The sequence below is a fragment of the Paraburkholderia sp. USG1 genome, assembly GCF_031570135.1.
GTDB lineage: Bacteria > Pseudomonadota > Gammaproteobacteria > Burkholderiales > Burkholderiaceae > Paraburkholderia > Paraburkholderia dioscoreae.
Window position 1 is genome coordinate 324134 of sequence record NZ_JAMWXW010000005.1, and the last position, 20553, is coordinate 344686.

Consider the following 20553-nt stretch of genomic DNA (forward strand, 5'->3'; position numbering starts at 1 on the left):
GTGGTCGGCAGTGGCATCGCGGGTTTAACCGCTTGCGACACGCTTCGCGCCGAAGGATTCGATGGCCGAATCACGGTGATCGGTGACGAACCGGTCGCGCCATACAGCCGTCCCGCCCTGTCCAAGGCCATGCTGCGCGACGAGGATGATCTGACCTCGCACCTGTTGCCGGAAGCGACGCACGGGGCAATCGAACGACGCGGCATCGCCGCCGTTGGCGTCGATGTCGATCGGCAGCGCGTGCGGCTCGCGGATGGCGACGAGGTGCCGTATGACGCGCTGGTTATCGCCACCGGCACGCGTGCCAGACGCCTGAGTCCTGGTGGTAATAGCGACGAATACACCGTTCGCACACTCGCCGACGCGTTGGCGCTGCGGGCGCGACTCGCGTCAAGGCCTTCGGTCGTGGTGGTTGGCGGTGGCCCGCTCGGCATGGAGATCGCATCCGGCGCTATCGGGGCTGGATGTGCAACGACACTCGTTGCGAAAGGACTGCCGCTCGCTGACCATCTTGGTGCGTTGCTGGCGGCGCGGTTCCACGATGCTGCTCTCGCGCAGGGCCTCAAGATCGTCACGACTGACTCCGCGGAGGTCGTGATGCGCGACGGTTCACCCGTGGTGGCGCTTGGCGACGGCACGGTAATCGAAACGCAGGTGATTGTCTCTGCTATCGGCGACGCCCCCAATGTCGAGTGGCTCGTCGCCAGCGGGTTACTCGCTGGCGGCGCGCTCGTGGTGGACCGGCGTGGCCTGGTTCGCCCAAACATCGCAGCCGCAGGAGATGTCGCCGCATTTCCGCACGCGGGGCGCGTCGCACGTGTTCCGCTATGGACGAGCGCCATCGATCAAGCGAAAGTGGCCGCCGCCGCGCTCCTCAGGCTGGATGCTCCGGAACTCACATTCCAGCAGTACTTCTGGACAGAGGCTTTCGGTATTTCTCTAAAAGCCATTGGGCCAACACCGGTTGTTGGCGAGGCAGAAATCGTGGAAGGCACCGGCGAGCGGGGAGTGCTTCGCTGGCGGCAACCGGACGGCACAGCGACTGCCGTCGCACTTGACTATCGCGTTCCGATCCCGAAGCTGCGCCGCGTGACCGCGTGACCGCGTGACCGCGTGACCGCGTGACCGCGTGACCGCGTGACCGCGTGACCGTTTATAGCTTAAAGCTGATGATCATAAATATTAAGTATGTCTAAATGAAATATCAGATGCCTTAACTACTGGGGCGACCGAAGAAGAGGAGATTATTTTGGGAAACCTAACAGAAGGCAGATTCAAAGAACATTATGTTTATTAGACTGGAGAGTTTGTTTTGAGTGAGATGACCGTTTTTACTGCTGATAACGTGCATCGCGCCCCATCGCTTATAGGAGGCGAACATGTGCGTTAAACACAGCCAAGGTGCGCTTGAACCGTTGCCACCGTTCACTTCCCTGATCCTTGACCCGCCCAATTACGAAGGTGTCAATGCAACACTAGTCAATACGGTGCTCGGCCCGGTCGACGCAAGGCTGCTTGGGATCACGCTGGTCAGCGAATCGCTGATGTATGTGTTGCCGGGGGCGCAGTACGCCTATGACATCAAGATGGATCGTGCTGAAGTCTTTGACCTCCTGGCGGCCAAGCTGAGCACGTTCAAGGCGGCCGGCGGGGGCACCATCGTCGATGCGACGGGCATGTTCGAAGGGCGCGACCTGCGCCTGTACGAATCGCTGTCACGTGCCACCGGCGTTCATATCGTCGCTTCCACCGGGCAGGGGCCGGAGTCCATGCTCGGTGGATATTTTCTGACGCCACAGACCAATCCTCCCACCCCGTGGCCAGCAAGCAAGTTTGCCGAGTTGTTCGGCAAAGAAGTCAATGAGGGGATGGTGGTTCCTCGAAAGGAACGTCGTGCGCCGGCTGGCATGGTGGTGACGGCGGTCACCCAAAGTGGCATGACGCCGACCGATGGCAACCTCGTGCGAGGCGCTGCGCGCGCCGGCTCGACTTATGGCGTGCCTGTATTCATCCGTAGCGGCGCCGACGCTCTGGCGGAAATGCAGCTAGCCATCGACGAGGTGCTGGAGCCGGAACGCCTTGTTATGGGCGGAATGGATCGTCGTGACGCCGTTGTCAAGGGCTGGCCCATGGCAGTTGCGCGGGCCGGTGTCCGGCTGAGCATCGATCACATCGGCTCGAATGACCCACTTTATCTCAGCGATGTCGAACGGGTCAGTTTGATATACAGATTGATCGAAGAAGGCTTTGCCGCTCGCATCCTTCTCTCCGCTAGTGCCACGGGGGTGGCATTTGGCGAGCCTGGTAACGATATTCCCTACAGCGACGTGCTGACGAAGTTCGTGCCCATGCTCCAGGCAGCGGGGGTATCCCGGGCGCACATTGCACAAATGCTGATTACGAACACCGCGCAATTGCTGAGCGTAAATGGGGAAGTCAAATGAAACGAGTGAATACGGTACTGGGCACCATTTCGGCTTCGGAGCTTGGGTTTGTCGCAATCCATGAGCACATTGGCTATGGCATGCCGGGTTGCGAACTCGACAGCAAATGGTGGAAGACGCCTGAGCAGCGCTACGAAGAAACGGTACCCAAGCTGCGGCAGTTTCACGAGAACACAAAACCCTGGGGTGCGGCCACCTTCGTGGAAGCCACGGGCATCTGCAACGGTCGCGACATCGACTACTACAAGTCTCTGTCGGACAAGACGAGTGTGCACATCGTCGCCAGCACGGGCTTTGTCGGTGGCGACACGGCATTGCCGTTCTTCGAGCGGGCGAGCGTCGAGTATCTGACCGACCAGTTCGTCCATGAAATTGAGGTCGGAATTGGCGGCACCGGTGCCAAGGCCGGGATCATCAAGGTTGGGGTGAGTCGCGGCTTCAAGATGAAGGAGCTCGACCTGCGCATCTATCGCGCCGCAGCACGGGCTTCCAGAATCACCGGCGCACCGATTTTTACCCACCTCGCGGTCGACTCCGCGCCGGCACTGAACATCTTCGCGGAGGAGGGACTGCCCTGCCACCGGGTCTTGTTCGGGCATGCCGATGATGGTGTAAGCCAGGGTTTGATCAATGAGAAGGCCCTCCTGGACGCGGGAGCGCGGATTGGCTTCGATACCTTCGGTTACGACCTCGAACTGCCCGATCCGCCATTCTGGGGCCGCCACCGTCAGGAGCGTCTCCACCACTTTCTGAGGTTCCTGAGAAGTGGCTTGACGAAACAGGTCCTCGCATCGGCGGATGCCAATTGCTCGCCGTTGGGTTGGCCTGGCGTGAAAGGCCACACGGTGAACTATCTGTTCGAGCAACTCATCCCTGATCTGCACACAGAGGGTATCGATGACTCGGTCATCGATCAGCTGTTTGTTCATAACGCGGCCGAGTTTCTGACCTTGACGCCTATTTCCCATCATTGAAAAGTAGTGGACCAGAGAGACAAACATGACACCCGGCACTTTGAAGGAACTGAATATCGCCGTGATCGGCGCCGGTTACGCGGGTGCGACCGCGGCGCTGGCGCTGAGCCAGTTGGGCGCAACGGTCACGGTTTATGAGCAGGCGCAAGAGATCAACGAGGTGGGGGCCGGGATTGGACTACGTCCGTCCACGATGGACCAGTTCCGCAAGCTCGGCATCTTCGACCGTATCGCCGCCGTGACCTCGCCAAGCGACTACTTCGAGATTCTGACCGCTCACGGTCAGCGGATCGCCATGGAGGAGTGGCCCGAAAAGCAGGTCTTTGGTGCCAGCACGCATTTCGTGCACCGGGGCGACTTCATCGAGACGTTGCTGAGCACGCTTCCCGCAGGCATGGTGAAGCTGAACCACCGTCTCAGCCGGATCATCGACAACGGCGACGGCGCCACGGCAATCTTCGAAAACGGCGTGAAGGTAAATGCCGATCTGATCGTCGGTGCCGACGGCATCCGCTCGCAAGTGCGCAAGCATCTGTTCAGCGAGAAGCCCCCGGTATTTGCCGGCGAACACGCGTATCGCGCCGTCATCCCGGCGGCAGACACCTTCGGTCTGGTGGCCGACGGCAACCTTCGCATGTTCGTGGGGCACGGCACCAAGATTTACCTGTTGCCGCTGCACCATCGCAATGAGGTTTCGTTTGATGTCACCTGTCTTGCGACCGACTCCACGCCGGCGCCCGCCGTCAGCAGGGAACAGCTGATGAAGGTCGTGGCAGACTTCGATGCGCGACTGGTGGCAATCGCAGAGGGGCTCGACATGAGCAAAGTGAACCTGCGCGCCGTATATGACATCGACCCGGTTCCCGACTGGCATTCCAACTCGGTGGTGCTGATTGGCGATGCGTCTCACGCGATGCTGCACCATCAGGGCCAAGGTGCGAACTCGGCGGTTCTTGATGCCGGTGCGCTTGTCGAGAAACTCCGCGAGGCCGATTCGATTCCCGAAGCACTGGCGCAATATCAGGCCAGCCGCAAACCGGTAACCGATGAGCTGCAACGCCTGTCGCGCCAAGGCTGGAGCGAAGACGAAGTCCAGAGTGTCTTTCCCAACCAGCATCAGGGCGAAATCGCCGCGAGGAGCTAAACCATGGCACTGCATCCTGTGGTCGCTGAGTTCATCGCATCCCTACCGCCTCCGCCGCCAGGACCGCTCAACCCGGAGGCCATGCGAGCGGCGGACGAGAGCCGCGTTCCTCCATTGGAAAAACGGCCGCCCGTGCATTCGGTATTCGACCAGTCCTTGTCGACGCCTGTCGGCGAGGTTCCCGTGCGCGTCTACAAGCCGACGGCAGCCGATATCCATCCGGTGCTGGTCTATTTCCACGGTGGCGCGTTCTTTCTTGGCAGTCTCAACACGCACGATCATGTTGCGCGTGCACTGGCCAGTGCCACGCAATGCGTTGTTGTTTCGGTCGGTTACCGGCTGGCTCCCGAACACGTCTTCCCTGCTGGCCTGAGCGACTGCTACGCCGTGGTTCAGTGGATAGAAAAGAATGGCCGCAGTCCGGGCAACTGGATTGGCTGGGACGGTCAAACCCTGGCAGTGGCAGGTGACAGCTCAGGCGGGAACTTCGCGGCTGCGGTCGCCGCGATGGCGGTCGATGCGGGACTGAGATGCATCACGCACCAGGTGCTCTACTACCCGTCGCTTGATCTCGACTTCGATGCCGAGCGCTACGCGTCGATGAAGACCAACGCCGTCGGCAATGGTCTGGAAACGGCGATGTTGAAGCCATTCAACACGTTCTACGTCGATAGCGGTGCGAACCCTGCTGATCCTCGAGTGTCGCCCATCAAGAGACCGGATCTTTCCGGATTGCCGCCGGCACTCATTGTCACGGCGGAATGCGATCCCCTTCGTGACGAAGGGGAGTTGTATGGTGCAAATCTGCAGCAAGCAGGCATTCCGGCCACGATTCACCGCTACGAATCGGCCGGGCATGGCTTTGTCCAACATTTCTCCTGGCTACCGGAATTCCAGGGCGTGTTCGCCGAAACCGCTGACTTCATCAGGAATACAAAGCGATGAGTGCTGTCGATATCCACCCATTGTTTTCGCAGTGGGGGCGATTCGGCCTCTACAGTTTCTTCATCGACGGAAGCGAACCGGCGATTGTTGACACTGGCATCGCCTCATCGCCAGCGGGTGGCATTGCACCAGCCCTGAAGCAACTAGGTCGGCGCATTGAAGACGTGCGCTGGATTCTTCTGACCCACGGGCATATCGATCACCTCGGCGGTGCACATGCCTTATGGGAGCTGACGGGCCGGAAAGCCAAAGTGGTCATCCATGAGGCCGATGCGCCGTTCCTGCGATCGCGCCGCACTCATGTCGAAGAGTATCTGGCCGCCCGTGGCCGCTATATCAACGACCCGGAAGGAGAGGCCAAGCTGACGGCGGCCTGTGCGGCCGCTATCTCCGGGGAAATGGAGCCGCACCAGGTGGTCCGTCATGGCGACCAGTTGTCGCTTGGGCCGGATGTGACGATCACGGTGCATTCCGTGCCGGGTCACACGGCTGGCTCGGTGGCCTATGTGGTGGAAGGTCAGCGTGATGTCTTCGTAGGCGACGCCGTGCAGATCCACGGTGCAGCCAACGGATTTCCGAGTTATGCAGATCCAGATGCATACCGTGCCAGCCTGCTGCACCTTCGCGACTACGTCAAGCCAAACCGCCTGTTTCTCGGTCATCCCTATCGCAGCCAGGGTGCTGAATCACAGGGCGTGATGCTGCCTCGCGAACAGGCGGCAGCCAAGATCCAGGAAAGCCTCGACATTGAGGCGAGGGTGCGTGCCGCCACCGGACAATTCGGCCTCGACGGCAAGGCTGTTGCCAAGGCTTCCTGTTCGCCCTTTTGTTGTATCGCGCAGCACTTGCGCTACGACGGCGACCCAACAGTGGAACCCTCACCGTTTTTTACCACTATGCACGGATACTTTCATAAGGGCTACCGCTCATGATGGTTGTACACAAAGACCTGCGTGTGCCGATGCGCGACGGCATTCACCTGGCTGCAGACGCCTACCATGCCGAAGGCGATATGCCGCGCCCTGCACTCGTCGCGCTAAGCCCTTACGGTAAGGAATTACAGGCGCTTGCGCTCACCATTCCTCCCCAGCGACGTCCCTCTCCGTTGTGGGACGGATGCATCGAGGCCGGTGACATTGCGCGTGTGGTGAAGGAGGGCTACGTTCACGTGATCGGTGACGTACGTGGCTCCGGCGGTTCAGAGGGGGAGCACATCGGGAACTACAACGCCGGTGGCGTTCCGCTGGGAAAGGACGCCTACGATTTCATCGAGTGGGTCGCTGCGCAACCCTGGTGCAACGGCGTTGTGGGCATGATCGGCATCTCGTATTTCGGCTCCATGCAGATTTTTGCCGCGGCTGAGCGGCCCCCGCATCTCAAGGCGATTTTCGTCAGTGGCGGGCATTTTGATTTCTATGAGACAACCTATCACGGCGGTGTCATGTGGTTCATGCCACGTGCTGCACGAGAGGGCCGTGGCGGCGACTCGGGCTGGGCCTTCACGCATCGTCACAAATCTCGCATGCTGGAGACCTACTCCGAGGAGGAAATCAAACGACTCGTGGCAGAGCGACTCGCCGACCCGGACGTGGCCGCCTGGCCCAACCTCGTACACCTGCTGAACTATCCAATTCACCACGAGTCCTGGTTCGACATCGTCATGAATCATCTCGATGGCGAATGGTACGAAGAGCGGAACCCGATCAATCTAGCTAAAAACATCGACATCCCTGTCTATTTGCAGATCAATCAGGGGCGCGGCTGGACCGTAGACGGAACGATCGAGATCTTCGCTGTGCTGAAAGGGCCGAAGAAGCTGGACATCGGGCCATATCCGCCGATGCAGACGCGTCCCTGGGTGGATGAGCATGACACGATGTTCCGCTGGTACGACTACTGGCTAAAGGGCATCGACAACGGGATCATGGACGAGCCGGCGGTGAAGGTGCATGTCGAAGGCAGCCGTCAATGGATGGCCGCTGACCATTGGCCTGTCACGCCAGTCAAATACAAGGCGCTGTACTTGCGTACCCGTGGCAAACTGGCGTTCGAGCCCGAGCCCTTGGGTGTCGATCATGCGCATCCCGAAGGCTTCTATCAGGCACCGCTGACCATCGTCGACAAGGTCGAGAAGCTGACCTGGTCCACCGAACCGTTCCCGGCCGCAACGTCGGTTCACGGCGTGGGCGCTGCGCATCTCCACATTGCCATTGACCAGGACGACACAAATTTGATCCTGCGCGTGTGGGACGAAGCGCCGACCGGCAAGCGCCAACTTGTCACGACAGGCTTCCTCAAGGCTTCGCATCGCGAACTCGACGAACGATCCAGCGACGGCGATCCGTATCATCCGCACACCCGCAGTGTGCCTGTCGAGCCTGGCGTGATCAACGAATACGTCGTGCGGCTCTACCCCTTCGCGAATGAATTCAAGGCCGGCCACAAGCTGGTCGTCGAACTTATGTGCAACGAGCCGCTGGTGGATGAGCACAATTCCCTGTTGCCTCCTGACGCATTTCACCTGCCGGTTGGACGAGCGGTGACTCACACTATTTATAGAGATTCAACGCATCTTTCGCGTCTCATATTGCCGTTTGCGTCATACCCGAAATGAGCGAAGGTATATCGGCAAGGTATCCAGATTTTTCCAACAGGCTGCCGCCCTCATAGCCAACCGGATCGCAATTGGAATAGTCCTCACCGTCTTCAGCGCACCCGCCTGACATTCGGTGAGGTGGAACCTGGGATCGGATCGCGATGGACGACGCTGCGCATGACGATGGCTCCCATCGCCGCGCCCCGAAGTTTCCGATATGAGGAATATCCGAAGGTGTTTTAAGGTGCAGATATATATCACGTAAATAGTACTACTACATAAAGGAGACGAAATGAAAGAGAGACGTGGTTATCAAAGCAGGATGCAGCGATCCGTGCAGGTCGTTATTGGAGCGACATTGGCTGCGATGTCATGCTTGGGGCAAGCATCGACATACCAGCCGGCGGGCATCGATCTCGGCGCGACGACGTTTAATGATGCGTTCGGCAGTATGGAACCAGGCTGGACGACAATCCAGCTCTTGCAGTACAAGCACAACACCGAGTTTTACACGAACAGCGGCGCACAGAATCCCGCATTCAAGGATGCGCAGCTCAATGCGTTCGTGTGGGTGCCACAGATCGTCTATACGTCGCCGGTTCCCATACTGGGGGGCGCACTCGGCTTCACGGCGCTGCTGCCGGTGACGTCGTTGAACGCACACTCGACTGAGTTCAATCCTTATGCGCCGACGCTGACTGCGCGTTCGGGTTTCGGCGACATTACGTTCGGCCCGTTTTTGCAGATGGCACCTGTAATCAGCAACGGTCGTCCGGTCTTCGTGCAGCGTTTCGAGTTTGACGTGATCGCGCCGACCGGTGCCTATGATCCGAACAATCTGGTTAATCCGAGTTCGGGCTTCTGGTCGTTGAACCCGCACTGGTCGGTGACGGTTTTGCCGACGTCGAAGACGGAAGTGTCGGTACGGATGCACTATCTATACAACATGAAGAATACCAATCCTGGCATCAACAATCCGTTTCAAGTCCCGGGCATGGTGAACTTCCAGGCCGGCCAGGCGGTGTGGGCCAACTTTGCGGCGTCTTACAAGATATTGCCGAACCTCGATGTCGGCTTGAACGGCTTCTGGTTCCGCCAGATCACCGATGACCGTGTCAACGGCGCAAGCCAGGCCGCGGCCCGTACGACGAACCTGTCGCTGGGTCCCGGTGCCGAGTGGACGATCGATCGCAAGAACTTCGTGTTTGCGAACCTTTATTTCCCGGTGGTGGAGCGCAATACGTACTCCGGCACTCACGTGAACCTGCGCTGGATTCATGCGTTCTGACCGGAGATGACCATGCAGAAGGTACAGGACTTACCAAGAATCGAGAGTGCTCGCGGAATGGTGACCCTGATGGTGTCGCACTGCGCAGGCATGTTGGATCTGGTTGCGTTGCCGTTATGGGTAGGCACACTGGTCGCGCACTATCGCTTCAATCCCCAACAGGCAGGAACGCTGCCGACACTGTTTCTGATTGGTGCATCGTTGTCCAGCATGTTTTTTGCGGCCCACTTTAACCGTGTGAACGCAAAGTGGACTGCGGTGATTGGCTTTGCTGCAGCGGCGTTGGCCTTCGCGCTGTGCTTCGGACAGTCGACCATGGCCGCGCTGGCACCGTTGCACTTCGCCGGCGGCTTGGCCGTGGGAGCCGCGTTGAGTTCGACGCACGGTACGATCGGGCGTGCGCTCAATCCTCATCGGGTGTTCGCATGGGCGGGACTGGCTATTGGCATATTCGGCATCGTTTTTTTTGGCGCTACTCCAGAGGTTCTAACTAAGTTTGGAGGGGCGACTTTATTTATTGTCTTCGCCGGAACCATGGGGCTTGCGGCTGTGATGGGACTGTTGTTTTTCCCGCGTCCAAGCCGTGAGATCGCGGAGGATCGCCACCGATCTTCCGTGCGAGTGCAGCCGCTTTCCTGGGCGGTCTGGTATTCGATCGTCGGAATCGCGTTGCTCGCGATGACCCAAGCGATGACACTCAGTTTTTACGAGCGAATCGGTATGGCGCGAGGCTTTGGCCGGGAGATGGTAACGTTGGCGCTCGTAATTTATGGCATCGTCGCTCTAGTGCCGGCGCCGTTGGCTGGTTTGCTTGAAAAGCGCATCAAGGCAACAACAGTTATTTCAATCGGGCCAATCATGCAGGCTGTGTGCGCCATGATCGTGACGCATACCTGGAGTTATCCGATGTTTGCCGCCTCAGGTGCGCTGATGGCATTCACTATTTTGTTCACGCACACCTATGCTTTTGGCCTGCTTGCGCGACTAGATGCTACCGGGCGGGCAGTAGCGGCAACTCCGGCCATGCTCATGGTGGGTGCCGCCATCGCTCCATTCCTTGCCGGAACGCTGGTCAAGTTCATCGGCTTCAATGCGATTGGCTACGCCGCCATTGCTTTGGTCGCAATTCAATTGTTGTTGTTCAACCTGACGCGCAGGGCTGTTGCGCAAACAGGAGACATTCGTGCCGGCCTAATGAAAAGTGTCGATGAGCTTTCCGCGCCGGCCGGAGATTGCCGCGAAGAAGTATGGCCTGAAGAGGGGCGACGTTCTCGTTGAACTGGGTCACGCCGTAATGTGGAGATCATCATTAGGCTAGGGCCGTCGACCTGGCGCTGGTACATTGCCTCTAGTACAGGATTTGCCTGCGTTTTCGGTGGCACTGCGTGCGATCCTAGACGAAGCCATTGTCGAGCACGCCGTAGAGTGTGACCGACGACTGCGCGAACACGGGGGCGATGGACGCGCAGGACAAGACTGCACCGGATGCGAGACTGACAAACCTTTTCATGCGGAATCTCCGTTTATATTCGCACCAGAATTTAGGTGCTTTTATAGAAACATACGACCTACGTACAACTAACGGAAATGCCATGAAGTGGCATGAGAAAGCGCGCCGATACGCCCGGATCTGCCGCGATCTTACGGCGAGAGAGTCGGCTCGGGGCGGGCCGTCGGGTTATTGTCTGTCGGATCGAAGGCGGGTCCCAGCAAGGCAAGCTGACGGCCTAGAGTAGTTTCGCTGTTCAGTCTGGCTCCCTTTGATTGATTGTATTTACTGCGTGCTCGATATCGACACTGGCGAAAAATGTATCGAACATTGCTCGGCAAGGTTAATTGTGCGGAAGGCGATGGGTCCATGTATAAAACTTAGATTTGATGGTACTTTCTTTACTGATTCCGTCATCGGATCGGGGAAACCAGTGTCTATCTGGCGAGCCGTGCGCAGGATGCGCAGTTTATCGGATAGTCCATGCGTGGAAAACCGAACTCGCGAAGAACGGCAGCGCCGAGGTTATGCGAGACACGGTGCGGCCTTCGGTAGCTGTTTCGCAGGGCCGGCGAATATCCCACCACTATGGACGAAGCCTCAATCTCCCGGTGCAGATGTGTGAGTCTTGGCAACCGTGGTCGGCGCCACCGGCGCTTATTGGACCGGGGTCAGCGCGTTGTCGCCGTCTTACCGCACTTGCTCGGACCATGCGTCGGCGGCAGGGAGTCGCGACATGGAAGCCGGGCGCCAAGGATTCAGGCACGGAGCGCGAACTGTCCCACTTCATCGCGAACGCTGAAGAGAAGCGGAAAGCGTCGCTCGACAGCGTGGCGGCAATAAGAGACATGGCCGGGATTCGTGGAAAATCCGCCACATCTCGAACTACGTCACTGATTTAACAAAGAAATCTATGACTGGATCCAGCGAGGGAATGAGTGCTGCGGATCCTGCAGGTAGTCGCCAAGCCCGTTGATGTGCTCGCGCCGATAGGGGATACGCCAGAAAGCCGATTCTAATCCTGCTCTGCATGTCTTGCTAAGACGCGGTATTGGAGGTTCGACCGTGGCTCTCGAGCGGTGCCGCGGTAACCGGCAACCCTCATAGCGCTCGCGCGGTGTCCTGCCGATACGCAAATAACTTGCGGGCGCAGAGGCCTGGTGATTTTGAGCCGACCGGTCACTGGACTTTTGCGGGATCACTCGAAGCGTCACCTGTAAGGTCGTCAGCAAACTTGCGTGAGCCGCGCCAGGTTCTCAACGTCCTGTTCGTCCCATTCAGCGAAAATCGAACGTCCGATCCCCTCGCGCGCCTCATCGATATGAGCAGTCATCGCTTTGCCCGGGTCGGTAACGACAGCCTTGCGGACTCGGCGGTCTGCAGCACTTTTCCGGCAGTCAACCAGACCGAGGTTCTCCCGCTTCGCGACCTGTCGGCTAAGAGTGGAGTAATCGCGCCCACGCGGTAGTCCATCTCGACAATCCCGATAGGGCCCGAGCGGGGGTGCCGTCAATAAACGGACTTTTTCGCCAAGGTCTCACCTTTGTCGATGGCGGTGCGCAACCGCCGGAAATCGCCGCTTGGCGACACGTTTGTTCGCGTGCCACACGTTGTCTCCCATCAGGTCGATATGATTCCAGCCGCCGGCGGCGCGACGTGCGGGATCAGGCTTTGTCGATCTTCCACAGTTGTCGTCAAGCGGCAATCTAAGACCGCTCGCGCCAGCGAGTTGCAGGCCTTGCCCTTGTTAAGTCCGGCAGACGTGTGGCGGCGCAACGCCGGATCCTGAAGCCACTTCAGCTTGAACAGCGCTCGATGCGACCGAGTTCGCGCAGGCCGGCAGAGAGGCAGTTCTGCCGCGGATACGCGCTGAGCTTGTGCAGGATGCCGTTCTCAGTACATGACTTCCCGCCTCGCAGGTTGGTTGCGCATTGCGGCGTAATTCGCGCGGACCTAATTCGGCTATGCGTATGCCGCTCGACGCGCTATGGTGACCAGTGGTCACTGCGGTGCCCTAACACTGCCAACCATCGCGCGCGTATAAAGAAGCTTTCTCGGAGCGTTAGGCAAGCGGGCAACCCTTTGATCTCGCTGCAGATGACCAGCGGGGATCGGGCGTAAAAAGAAGTCTTTGTTGACAGCCGTTCGATGAAGAATCGGGCAGCAGAGATACGCGTGGGCAGCACCTGATTTTGATCCTGTCTCCGGGTCGCCGGCTGGCGACGTTAGGGACCGTGACTTGCGGTTAGATACCTGTATCGCTTGGCAGCGCTTCGATTTTCCCGATTTCCGCGAAAGAGATTCCCCATTCGGCTCTGTGTCTCCATCGTTGACGAATATACACTCGGGCCAAAGTTACACGAGAACAACGACGGAGACGCGTCATGCCGCAAGCAACCCCTGCTTCGAGATCCCATCGTATTTCGATGAAACGCACTCAGAGGATGCAGTGAGCAGCCGTTTTGGTCAGCTATCGTCGGACTACGAGCGCCTGCAACAAGCAAGCAGACTCGAAGGCGCCGGGCAGTCGGCATGCCCGAGGTGCTCTGACCGAGTCCGCAAGAGCGCGTCGTCTCCCTGCAAGTGATTTACGCTCCGCATTCCGAACCAAGCTCCGGATGCGATGAACGCGGCAACGATACGGACCCTTCTTAAACAGATGTAGAAAACGCGATTTCCGCGCGATCGATGACAGGCACCGGCCTAGTTTTTTGCATTACAGAACATCACGCGCTGCCGTAAATATCAAGTCGACACTATCGGATCTTCGCCAGTTTGGTGATTAATATAGTAGTACTATATAAATAGAGGAGATGTGATGAGGAAGGTTCTGTTTGGGCTGTTCGCAATGACGGCGACGGCGTCTGCAAGTGCGCAAAGCAACGTCACGTTGTATGGCATCGTAGACAACGGGCTTCAATATGAGACTGGCATGCCGAAGGGGCACGTGTTCGGCGCACAGAGCGGAGGATGGGCCCAGTCGCGATTCGGTCTCAAAGGCGCCGAAGATATCGGCGGCGGTACACAGGCTATTTTCCATCTTGAGTCTCGACTCAACACACAGAACGGTAGCCTAGCCAACGGCAGCTTCTTCGAGGGGCAGGCGACTGTAGGCTTGCACAACGACACATGGGGTCAACTGAAGTTTGGCAACATGGGCTCGGCCGAAATCAGCCAATATTCGGGCGACGTCGACCCGCAGCAGACGAAGAAGTATGCGATTGGCACGCTGGTGCGCGGCCGGATCTTCTCGCAGGCCGGCAACGGAGTAGAGTATCTGTCACCGATGATCGGCGGATTTACGCTGCAGGGGCAATACGACCTGACGAATTCGACGAAATGGAACTCTGGAAATCCAGGAAGCGCGCCGGGCCAGTTGGGCTCATCGAGCGGTCTGGGTAGTGCTCAGGGGAGGTCGGACGGCATCAAGCTGTCGTATCAGACCGGCGGTCTTTACTGGCAGGCGACATATGATGAGGTCCGCGACCCCAACGGCCAGTTCAGCAATGTGTACCTGGCCTCGCGCTCCATCCTTACGGGTGCGACCTACGCGTTCGGTCCCGTGATTGCGTATATTGGCTATCAGCACCTCAGCGCACCCAACGCGTCCAACGCAGGATACTTTGGTACGGCCACTCCGACAACGTTGCCGTCAGGCACATCGCTGCCGACGGCAGTAAATCACGAATGGATTGGCGCCATCTGGCAGACCACGCCAGCGCTTTCGATCACCGGTGCGGTCTATCACGCAAACGCCAATCACGGCAATGGCAACGCGACGCTATACACACTGGGCACGAACTATTCACTGTCGAAGCGAACGCTCCTGTATACCGAGCTCGGTTACGTCCGGAATAGTTCGACATCCAATCTCGGGCTAGACAGCGGGCTGTATGGCGCAAACACTAATAACGACCCGATAAGCAGCGCCGCGTCCAGCACAAATCCGAACTACGGCAAGAGCCAGTTTGGCGTAATCGCGGGTATCGCCCATCAGTTCTAGGAGGAGCGGAAGGGTTCGGGACAGTTTGTATCTCGAACGTTTGGCGCGGGCGCACTTTTTCCAGTTCATCTAACCGTGCCCGCCCGACCAAGGCTGACTTCGCGCCAGACGATTTGCAAGTGAGGTTCAACCGCGAGACTGTGGAGCCAACAAGAGGCGGCCAGTCGCAACCCGATCCCGGCTCGTTTCGGACACTGGATCCGTCAACATCGCTATCAACGAAACCGGCTCGCTATGTGCTCCGGAATGTTCTCGGGTGTCACGACGACTACCGATGAAGACGGCGATACGGCGGACGCTGGCAGGAGCTTATGAAAGTGCATGACGTGTTGACATGCTGAGCGCATGTCCTGACGTAGTTCGTGATGCAGAATCGCCTGAACCTTACCCTCGCGCAGTAGGCGCACGTTGTCCCTGTCCAGGTCGTGTCCGATAAAACACACCGGAGACCGTTGTTGCGCTTCGAGCGCTCGAAGAATGGCGATATTCCCGCCTCCCATCGAGTAGACCGCGGCGATTCTGGTATCTGTGGCGAGAACATTGAGGACTCGCTTTTCGGTAGGCGTGTCAAGGCCGTGGCCGCCACTGGCATCAATCAACGTAAGCTGGGGATAGCGGGTTCTCAACGCGCGTCGAAAGCTTATTTCGCGTTCCTCCTCGCCCCTGAACCGTTCATCGCTCATCGTTATCAGGATGTTGCCAGGACCTGGACCTAGCCACTGCGCAACAAGATATGCGGCGGTGGCGCCGGCGACCCGATTGTCCAGCCCCGCGTATGCAACGCGTCCCGACAATGGGATATCGGTGAAGATCGTGATGACCGGAATGCCGCGACGCTGCAGGTCGCCTATTGCTTCGGCAATCTCGGGAACATCGCGCGCCTTCAGGAAAATCCCGTGGCTTCCTCGACGTCCAATCGACTGAAGAGTCTCGATTACCTGGGCCGTTGTCATCGTTTCCCGCATCAGGAAGCGCGGACGAATGACTACCGGGTGCATCCCCGGAAGTTCTGTTTCAAGCGCGTCCTTGATCTCGTCGGCAAAGCGTGCGGGGGCTTCTACGACCACGTCGACCATGAGCTTTCGCCCTATGGTCGCCAACTGCAGTTCCTGCTTTTCGAGTTCCTTGATGGCTTGCTCGACGCGCTTGCGCGTGTGCTCACGAACGTGGGCGCGTTCGTTGAGCACACGGTCGACCGTTGCCACTCCGAGCCCGGCCTGAAGCGCTATCTCCTTGATAAGAAAGCGGTGTGCCATGCCTGCATCTCCTTGATGTATTTTTGATGTTTTTATGATACCCGCATATCAGTTCTGGGGCCTATGCTTGATTCACAAGGGAGGGCCTATGAAACAGAGTCAAGGATGCCTCGCGAAAAGGGGGCAGCAGTGGTATAGCGAACGTGATTGCTCCTTGAATGAATTCGTGGCTCAGCTGAACGCGGGCGACGACTGTCCCACGCGTTATGCGGCGGAGATCAGGCAGGGAATTCCCGTGTACGACTGTCAACAGCTCGATGACGTCGCACGCGATGCATCCGGTCGCGCGCAGTTGCAGGCGGAATGGGCGTGCGTCCTTCGGGATGGTGCCGGAGTGCTGCTGCTCCAGCAGGCATTCGCTGATATACGACCTATCGATGACGCCACAGCTGTCTTCGCCGCTATCATTCGCAGCGAGCGGGAACAAGGCTCAAGCGGAGCGGACCATTTTGCAGCGGCGGACACAAACGATCGCATCTGGAATGCCCAGGAAAAGCTTTGCCTTCGAGCGCCGGCCGTATTCGCGGAGTATTTCTCGAATCTGATGCTTCGGGCAGTGTCGGAGGCCTGGCTTGGCCCGTGTTACCAGATGACATCGCAGGTCAATGTGGTTCGCCCCGGCGGCGATGCACAAAAGGTACATCGCGACTACCACCTCGGTTTCCAGACGGTCGGCGAAGCTGAACGCTACCCGGTGCACGTGCACAGGATGTCCGCCTTTCTTACCCTGCAAGGGGCGGTGGCGCACACCGATATGCCGGTCGAAAGCGGACCAACAAAACTCCTGCCGTATTCACAGCGGTATGCCGAGGGATACGTGGCATGGCGGCGTGCAGATTTCCGGGAATACTTCGAGGAGCACTTCGTCCAGTTGCCGCTCTCAAAGGGCGATGTCGTGTTCTTTAATCCCGCGTTGTTTCATGCGGCGGGTGCCAATCGCACCACTGACGTTCAGCGCATGGCGAATCTCCTGCAGATCTCGTCGGCATATGGCCGGGCGATGGAAGTGCTCGACCGTAGAAGAATGTGCGAGGCGGTTTATCCGGTATTGCGCGAGCGCCGGGCAATGGGGCGAATAAGTGACGCCGAAGCCGCCGCGGCAATTGCGTCCTGTGCTGAGGGATACCCGTTTCCTACCGACCTCGACCGCAACCCGCCGGTCGGCGGATTGGCGCCAGAAAGCCAGCAGGAACTCATGCAACGCGCACTCGACGAGGATTGGGAGCCCGCCAGATTCATACAGGCGTTGAACGATCAGGCCTCGCGAAGCCGCATGACGTAAATTCGCACCGGATCCGGGTGGACGTTCAAATTGATGGTTTTTTGATTTGTTTTTGTCCATCAGCGATAGACCGGGTGCCGTATTATTACCAGCCCATGACAAACAGGCGGCCGGCGAAGTTCCCGAAAATCGCGCACCTGTGCTGCTGTGCGACGGAACCTGGGGGAAAAGTACGGTGGTACAGGAAGATGGACCAGTTCAAGGAACTACAGTTATTCGTTGAGGTTGCCGAGACGGGCAGTATCAGCCGGGCTGCGGAGGCTGTAGACCTTTCCATATCCGCGGCAAGCCGCTACCTGATCTCGCTGGAGACCCGGCTTGCCGTCCAGCTCGTGCGCAGGACGACGCGCAATCTCTATCTTACCCAGGCTGGGGCAGAGTTCCATCGACGATGCAAGTCCATCCTTGCGGACCTCAGCGAAGCTGAGTCGGTCATCAAGGATGCGACGGTGCGACCGAGTGGCGTACTTCGCGTCACTGCATCGCTTTCGTTCTGCATGCTGCACATTGCACCTATGCTTCCGGAATTTACGGCGCGTTATCCGGACATCACGGTGGATGTTGTGGCGTGCAATCGTTACCACGACATCATCGAGAATGGCATTGACGTCGCAATCCGTACCAAGGTCCTTGAGGCGGACAGCAACATAACGGTAAGGAGGCTGGCCGCGACCCGGCGAATACTCTCCGCAGCTCATTCGTATATCGAAGCAAACGGTTTGCCGCGCTTTCCGGCAGAACTGGTCAAGCATAAGGTGTTGAACTACGCGCTCGCAGACAATCCGCGCGAGCTTGCCTTTCATCGCACGGGTGAGTCGGTTCTCGTCAAGGTCAAGCCCCTTCTTGAATCGAACGACGGCCAGATACTCAGGGTCGCTGCGCTTGAAGGCATGGGCATTCTCGTGCAGCCCAAGTACATCGTATACGACGACCTCAAGGCCGGCCGCCTTGTTCCGGTGCTGGATGACTGGGATCTGCCCCGGCTTACGATGAACATTGCATTCCAGACCCGGGCCCATATGCCGGCAAAGGTTCGCCTGTTCATCGATGCACTCGTCGAGCGGTTTCAGCAGAACGAGTACGAGCGGCACTGGACCGCGTGACGGCGCTGCGGGCGGGGCAATCCCGCATGCCTCTCCCGCTTTCCCATTTTTCGCGAAAGAGATTCCCTCTTTAGCTCTGTTTTGCCGACTTTAAGGAATATAGACTCGCTTAAAGCTGTACGAAAATATTGAAGGAGACGCTCCGTGCAACATGCCGCACCCTCTGTTTCGCCATCCCAGTCGCCGTATTTCGATGAAGCGCGCTCGGCCGAAGTCGTTAATGCGCGTATGAGCGAAGATGCCGACGCTCGCCTGCGTCAGGTGATGTCGGTTCTGGTCAAGCATCTTCATGCTGCGGTCAAGGAAATTGAGCCGACGCATGAAGAGTGGTTCACCGCCATTCGCCTCCTGACCGAGACGGGTCAAATGTGCACGGACTGGCGGCAAGAATACATCCTGCTCTCGGACGTCCTGGGCGTCTCGATGCTCGTTGATGCAATCAATCATCGTCGTCCGAGCGGTGCTACACCGAACACGATTCTGGGTCCCTTCTACGTTGCCAACGCACCCGAGTATCCGAACGGCGCGAACATCTGCCTGGATGGAAAGGGCGAGCCCATGGTTGTCGAAGGTCGGGTAGCCGATATCGAGGGAAACCCGATTCCTGACGCGAAGCTCGAGGTGTGGCAGACCAACGACGACGGCTTCTACGACGTGCAGCAGAAAGGCATTCAGCCTGACTCAAATCTTCGCGGCATTTTTACGTCGGATGCTGAAGGTCGCTACTGGTTCAAGTCCGTCAAGCCGCGTCACTATCCGATTCCTTCGGACGGTCCGGTCGGCAAGCTCCTCGCCGCAATAGGCCGACACCCTAACCGGGCTGCTCATCTGCACTTCATCGTGACCGCGCCTGGCTTCGATCCGATCATCACTCACATTTTTACGCCCGACTGTCCGTACCTTCCCGAAGACGCGGTCTTCGGCGTCAAGCGTGAACTGATCGCCGAATTCAACAAGATTGACGATGCGGAAGCCGGTAAGCGCGTCGGGTTCTCATCCCCGTTCTGGTCCGTGTCGTGGGACTTCACCCTCGCGACGTCCGCGAAGCCCACGCGGGCAATCCCGTAATCGTTTGGCGCGCGCAAGCGCGCCAAACGAAAGCTGATGACATTGAGAGATAGAGGAGTAGTACATATGAGCGCGAAGAAAGAACTGCTGGCTGCGTACTGGACGCTCGCTGGTGACGTCTATCCGTGTGCAGCGAACGAAATCAGTCCGTTCCCGCTGCGCGACCGCTGCGAAGCAGCTTCGCGTGCCGGCTGGAGCGGCATCGGCCTCATTCTCGATGACCTCGAGTTCAGCATCGGGAAGTACGGGGTGTCCGGCGTCAAGAAGATTCTGGACGACACGGGCATGAAGTACTTCGAGCTCGAAATCCTCATGGACTGGTACCTCGATGGAGAGGCACGTGCCAAGTCGGACGATTGCCGTCGCCGTTTCATTGAACTGGGGGGCGAACTGGGCATGCGCAATCTGAAAATTGGCGCGAGCCCCTTCGACAGGAATCCGGCCGACTTCGCCCGCATGACCGACGAATTCGCGAGCCTTTGCCAGGATGTGGCGACGGTTGACGCGACGGTTGCAATCGAGTTCATGCCTTTCTCTCCCATACGGAACATCGCAGAGGCGCTGAAGGTTGCTGAAGGCGCCAACCAGCCCAATGGTGGCCTGATGGTTGACCACTGGCACGTAGCGCGCGGTGGCAGCCCTTATAGCGAAGTCGCCCAGATTCCCGCGCGCTTCATCAAGGGCGTGGAGATGGATGACGTCGGCGCGCAGGTCAAGGGATCGTTGTTCGACGACTCGACCTTTAATCGCCAGCTTTGTGGCGAAGGTGCAGGTGACTGCCCGGCCTTCGTCGACGCCCTTGAGCAAGCAGGTTGCACGCTGCCGTACTACGGCGTGGAACTCATCTCTGAGGTGCACCGGAAATTTCCGCTCGACGAGATGGCAAAGCGCGCTTACGACACCACCATCGCGCAGTTCTCGGCAAAAACCGCGACTTCTGCCTGAAGCTTTCGACCTTAAC

15 protein-coding genes and 1 pseudogene are annotated in these 20553 nt (G+C 58.5%); 14 read left to right on the forward strand and 2 right to left on the reverse strand.

Annotated elements, in window-relative coordinates; genetic code table 11:
• The 9 genes from NE850_RS09490 to NE850_RS09530 all read left to right on the forward strand — a co-directional run bounded on the left by NE850_RS09490 (window position 1) and on the right by NE850_RS09530 (window position 10669).
• Complete coding sequence (locus NE850_RS09490) at window positions 1–1101, forward strand: FAD-dependent oxidoreductase (RefSeq protein ID WP_310698678.1); 1101 nt, start codon at window positions 1–3, stop codon at window positions 1099–1101.
• A 278-nt stretch (window positions 1102–1379) separates the two neighbouring features.
• Entirely contained in the window at window positions 1380–2444 is a 1065-nt protein-coding gene (locus NE850_RS09495; RefSeq protein WP_310698679.1) for a phosphotriesterase, read from the forward strand.
• Window positions 2441–3418 (forward strand): phosphotriesterase, encoded by a 978-nt coding sequence (locus NE850_RS09500; protein ID WP_310698680.1) that lies wholly within the window; start codon window positions 2441–2443, stop codon window positions 3416–3418. Before NE850_RS09495 ends, NE850_RS09500 begins: the two co-directional genes overlap by 4 nt.
• Window positions 3419–3458: 40 nt before the next feature.
• Window positions 3459–4562 carry an NAD(P)/FAD-dependent oxidoreductase gene (locus tag NE850_RS09505; protein WP_310698681.1) on the forward strand — a complete coding sequence of 368 codons (1104 nt, stop codon included), beginning with the start codon at window positions 3459–3461 and terminating at the stop codon, window positions 4560–4562.
• A gap of 3 nt (window positions 4563–4565) precedes the next feature.
• Complete coding sequence (locus tag NE850_RS09510) at window positions 4566–5507, forward strand: alpha/beta hydrolase (RefSeq protein WP_310698682.1); 942 nt, start codon at window positions 4566–4568, stop codon at window positions 5505–5507.
• Window positions 5504–6439 (forward strand): MBL fold metallo-hydrolase, encoded by a 936-nt coding sequence (locus NE850_RS09515; RefSeq protein WP_310698683.1) that lies wholly within the window; start codon window positions 5504–5506, stop codon window positions 6437–6439. Before NE850_RS09510 ends, NE850_RS09515 begins: the two co-directional genes overlap by 4 nt.
• On the forward strand, window positions 6436–8121 hold the full coding sequence (locus NE850_RS09520) for a CocE/NonD family hydrolase (RefSeq protein ID WP_310698684.1): 1686 nt from the start codon (window positions 6436–6438) through the stop codon (window positions 8119–8121). Before NE850_RS09515 ends, NE850_RS09520 begins: the two co-directional genes overlap by 4 nt.
• Before the next feature lie 274 nt (window positions 8122–8395).
• Window positions 8396–9391, forward strand: a complete 996-nt coding sequence (locus NE850_RS09525; RefSeq protein WP_310698685.1) for a transporter — start codon at window positions 8396–8398, stop codon at window positions 9389–9391.
• Window positions 9392–9403: 12 nt separating this feature from the next.
• Entirely contained in the window at window positions 9404–10669 is a 1266-nt protein-coding gene (locus tag NE850_RS09530; protein ID WP_310698686.1) for an MFS transporter, read from the forward strand.
• Window positions 10670–12417: 1748 nt separating this feature from the next.
• Here the strand turns inward: NE850_RS09530 and NE850_RS39440 are convergent.
• Window positions 12418–12778 (reverse strand): annotated as a pseudogene (locus NE850_RS39440) (Tn3 family transposase); the annotation flags it as partial.
• 920 nt (window positions 12779–13698) lie between these two features.
• On the opposite strand from NE850_RS39440, the gene NE850_RS09545 reads away from it, so the two are divergent.
• Window positions 13699–14883 carry a porin gene (locus NE850_RS09545; RefSeq protein WP_310698688.1) on the forward strand — a complete coding sequence of 395 codons (1185 nt, stop codon included), beginning with the start codon at window positions 13699–13701 and terminating at the stop codon, window positions 14881–14883.
• 215 nt (window positions 14884–15098) lie between these two features.
• Here NE850_RS09545 and NE850_RS09550 read toward each other — a convergent pair whose 3' ends face one another.
• Window positions 15099–16139 carry a LacI family DNA-binding transcriptional regulator gene (locus NE850_RS09550; protein WP_310698689.1) on the reverse strand — a complete coding sequence of 347 codons (1041 nt, stop codon included), beginning with the start codon at window positions 16137–16139 and terminating at the stop codon, window positions 15099–15101.
• An 88-nt stretch (window positions 16140–16227) separates the two neighbouring features.
• On the opposite strand from NE850_RS09550, the gene NE850_RS09555 reads away from it, so the two are divergent.
• The 4 genes from NE850_RS09555 to NE850_RS09570 all read left to right on the forward strand — a co-directional run bounded on the left by NE850_RS09555 (window position 16228) and on the right by NE850_RS09570 (window position 20537).
• Window positions 16228–17421 (forward strand): phytanoyl-CoA dioxygenase family protein, encoded by a 1194-nt coding sequence (locus NE850_RS09555; protein WP_310698690.1) that lies wholly within the window; start codon window positions 16228–16230, stop codon window positions 17419–17421.
• 188 nt (window positions 17422–17609) lie between these two features.
• Window positions 17610–18524, forward strand: a complete 915-nt coding sequence (locus tag NE850_RS09560) for a LysR family transcriptional regulator (protein ID WP_310698691.1) — start codon at window positions 17610–17612, stop codon at window positions 18522–18524.
• 228 nt (window positions 18525–18752) lie between these two features.
• A complete protein-coding gene (locus NE850_RS09565) occupies window positions 18753–19592 on the forward strand; it encodes an intradiol ring-cleavage dioxygenase (protein WP_405044816.1) in 840 nt (279 codons plus the stop codon).
• A 66-nt stretch (window positions 19593–19658) separates the two neighbouring features.
• A complete protein-coding gene (locus tag NE850_RS09570; protein WP_310698693.1) occupies window positions 19659–20537 on the forward strand; it encodes a TIM barrel protein in 879 nt (292 codons plus the stop codon).
• Window positions 20538–20553 lie beyond the last annotated feature (16 nt).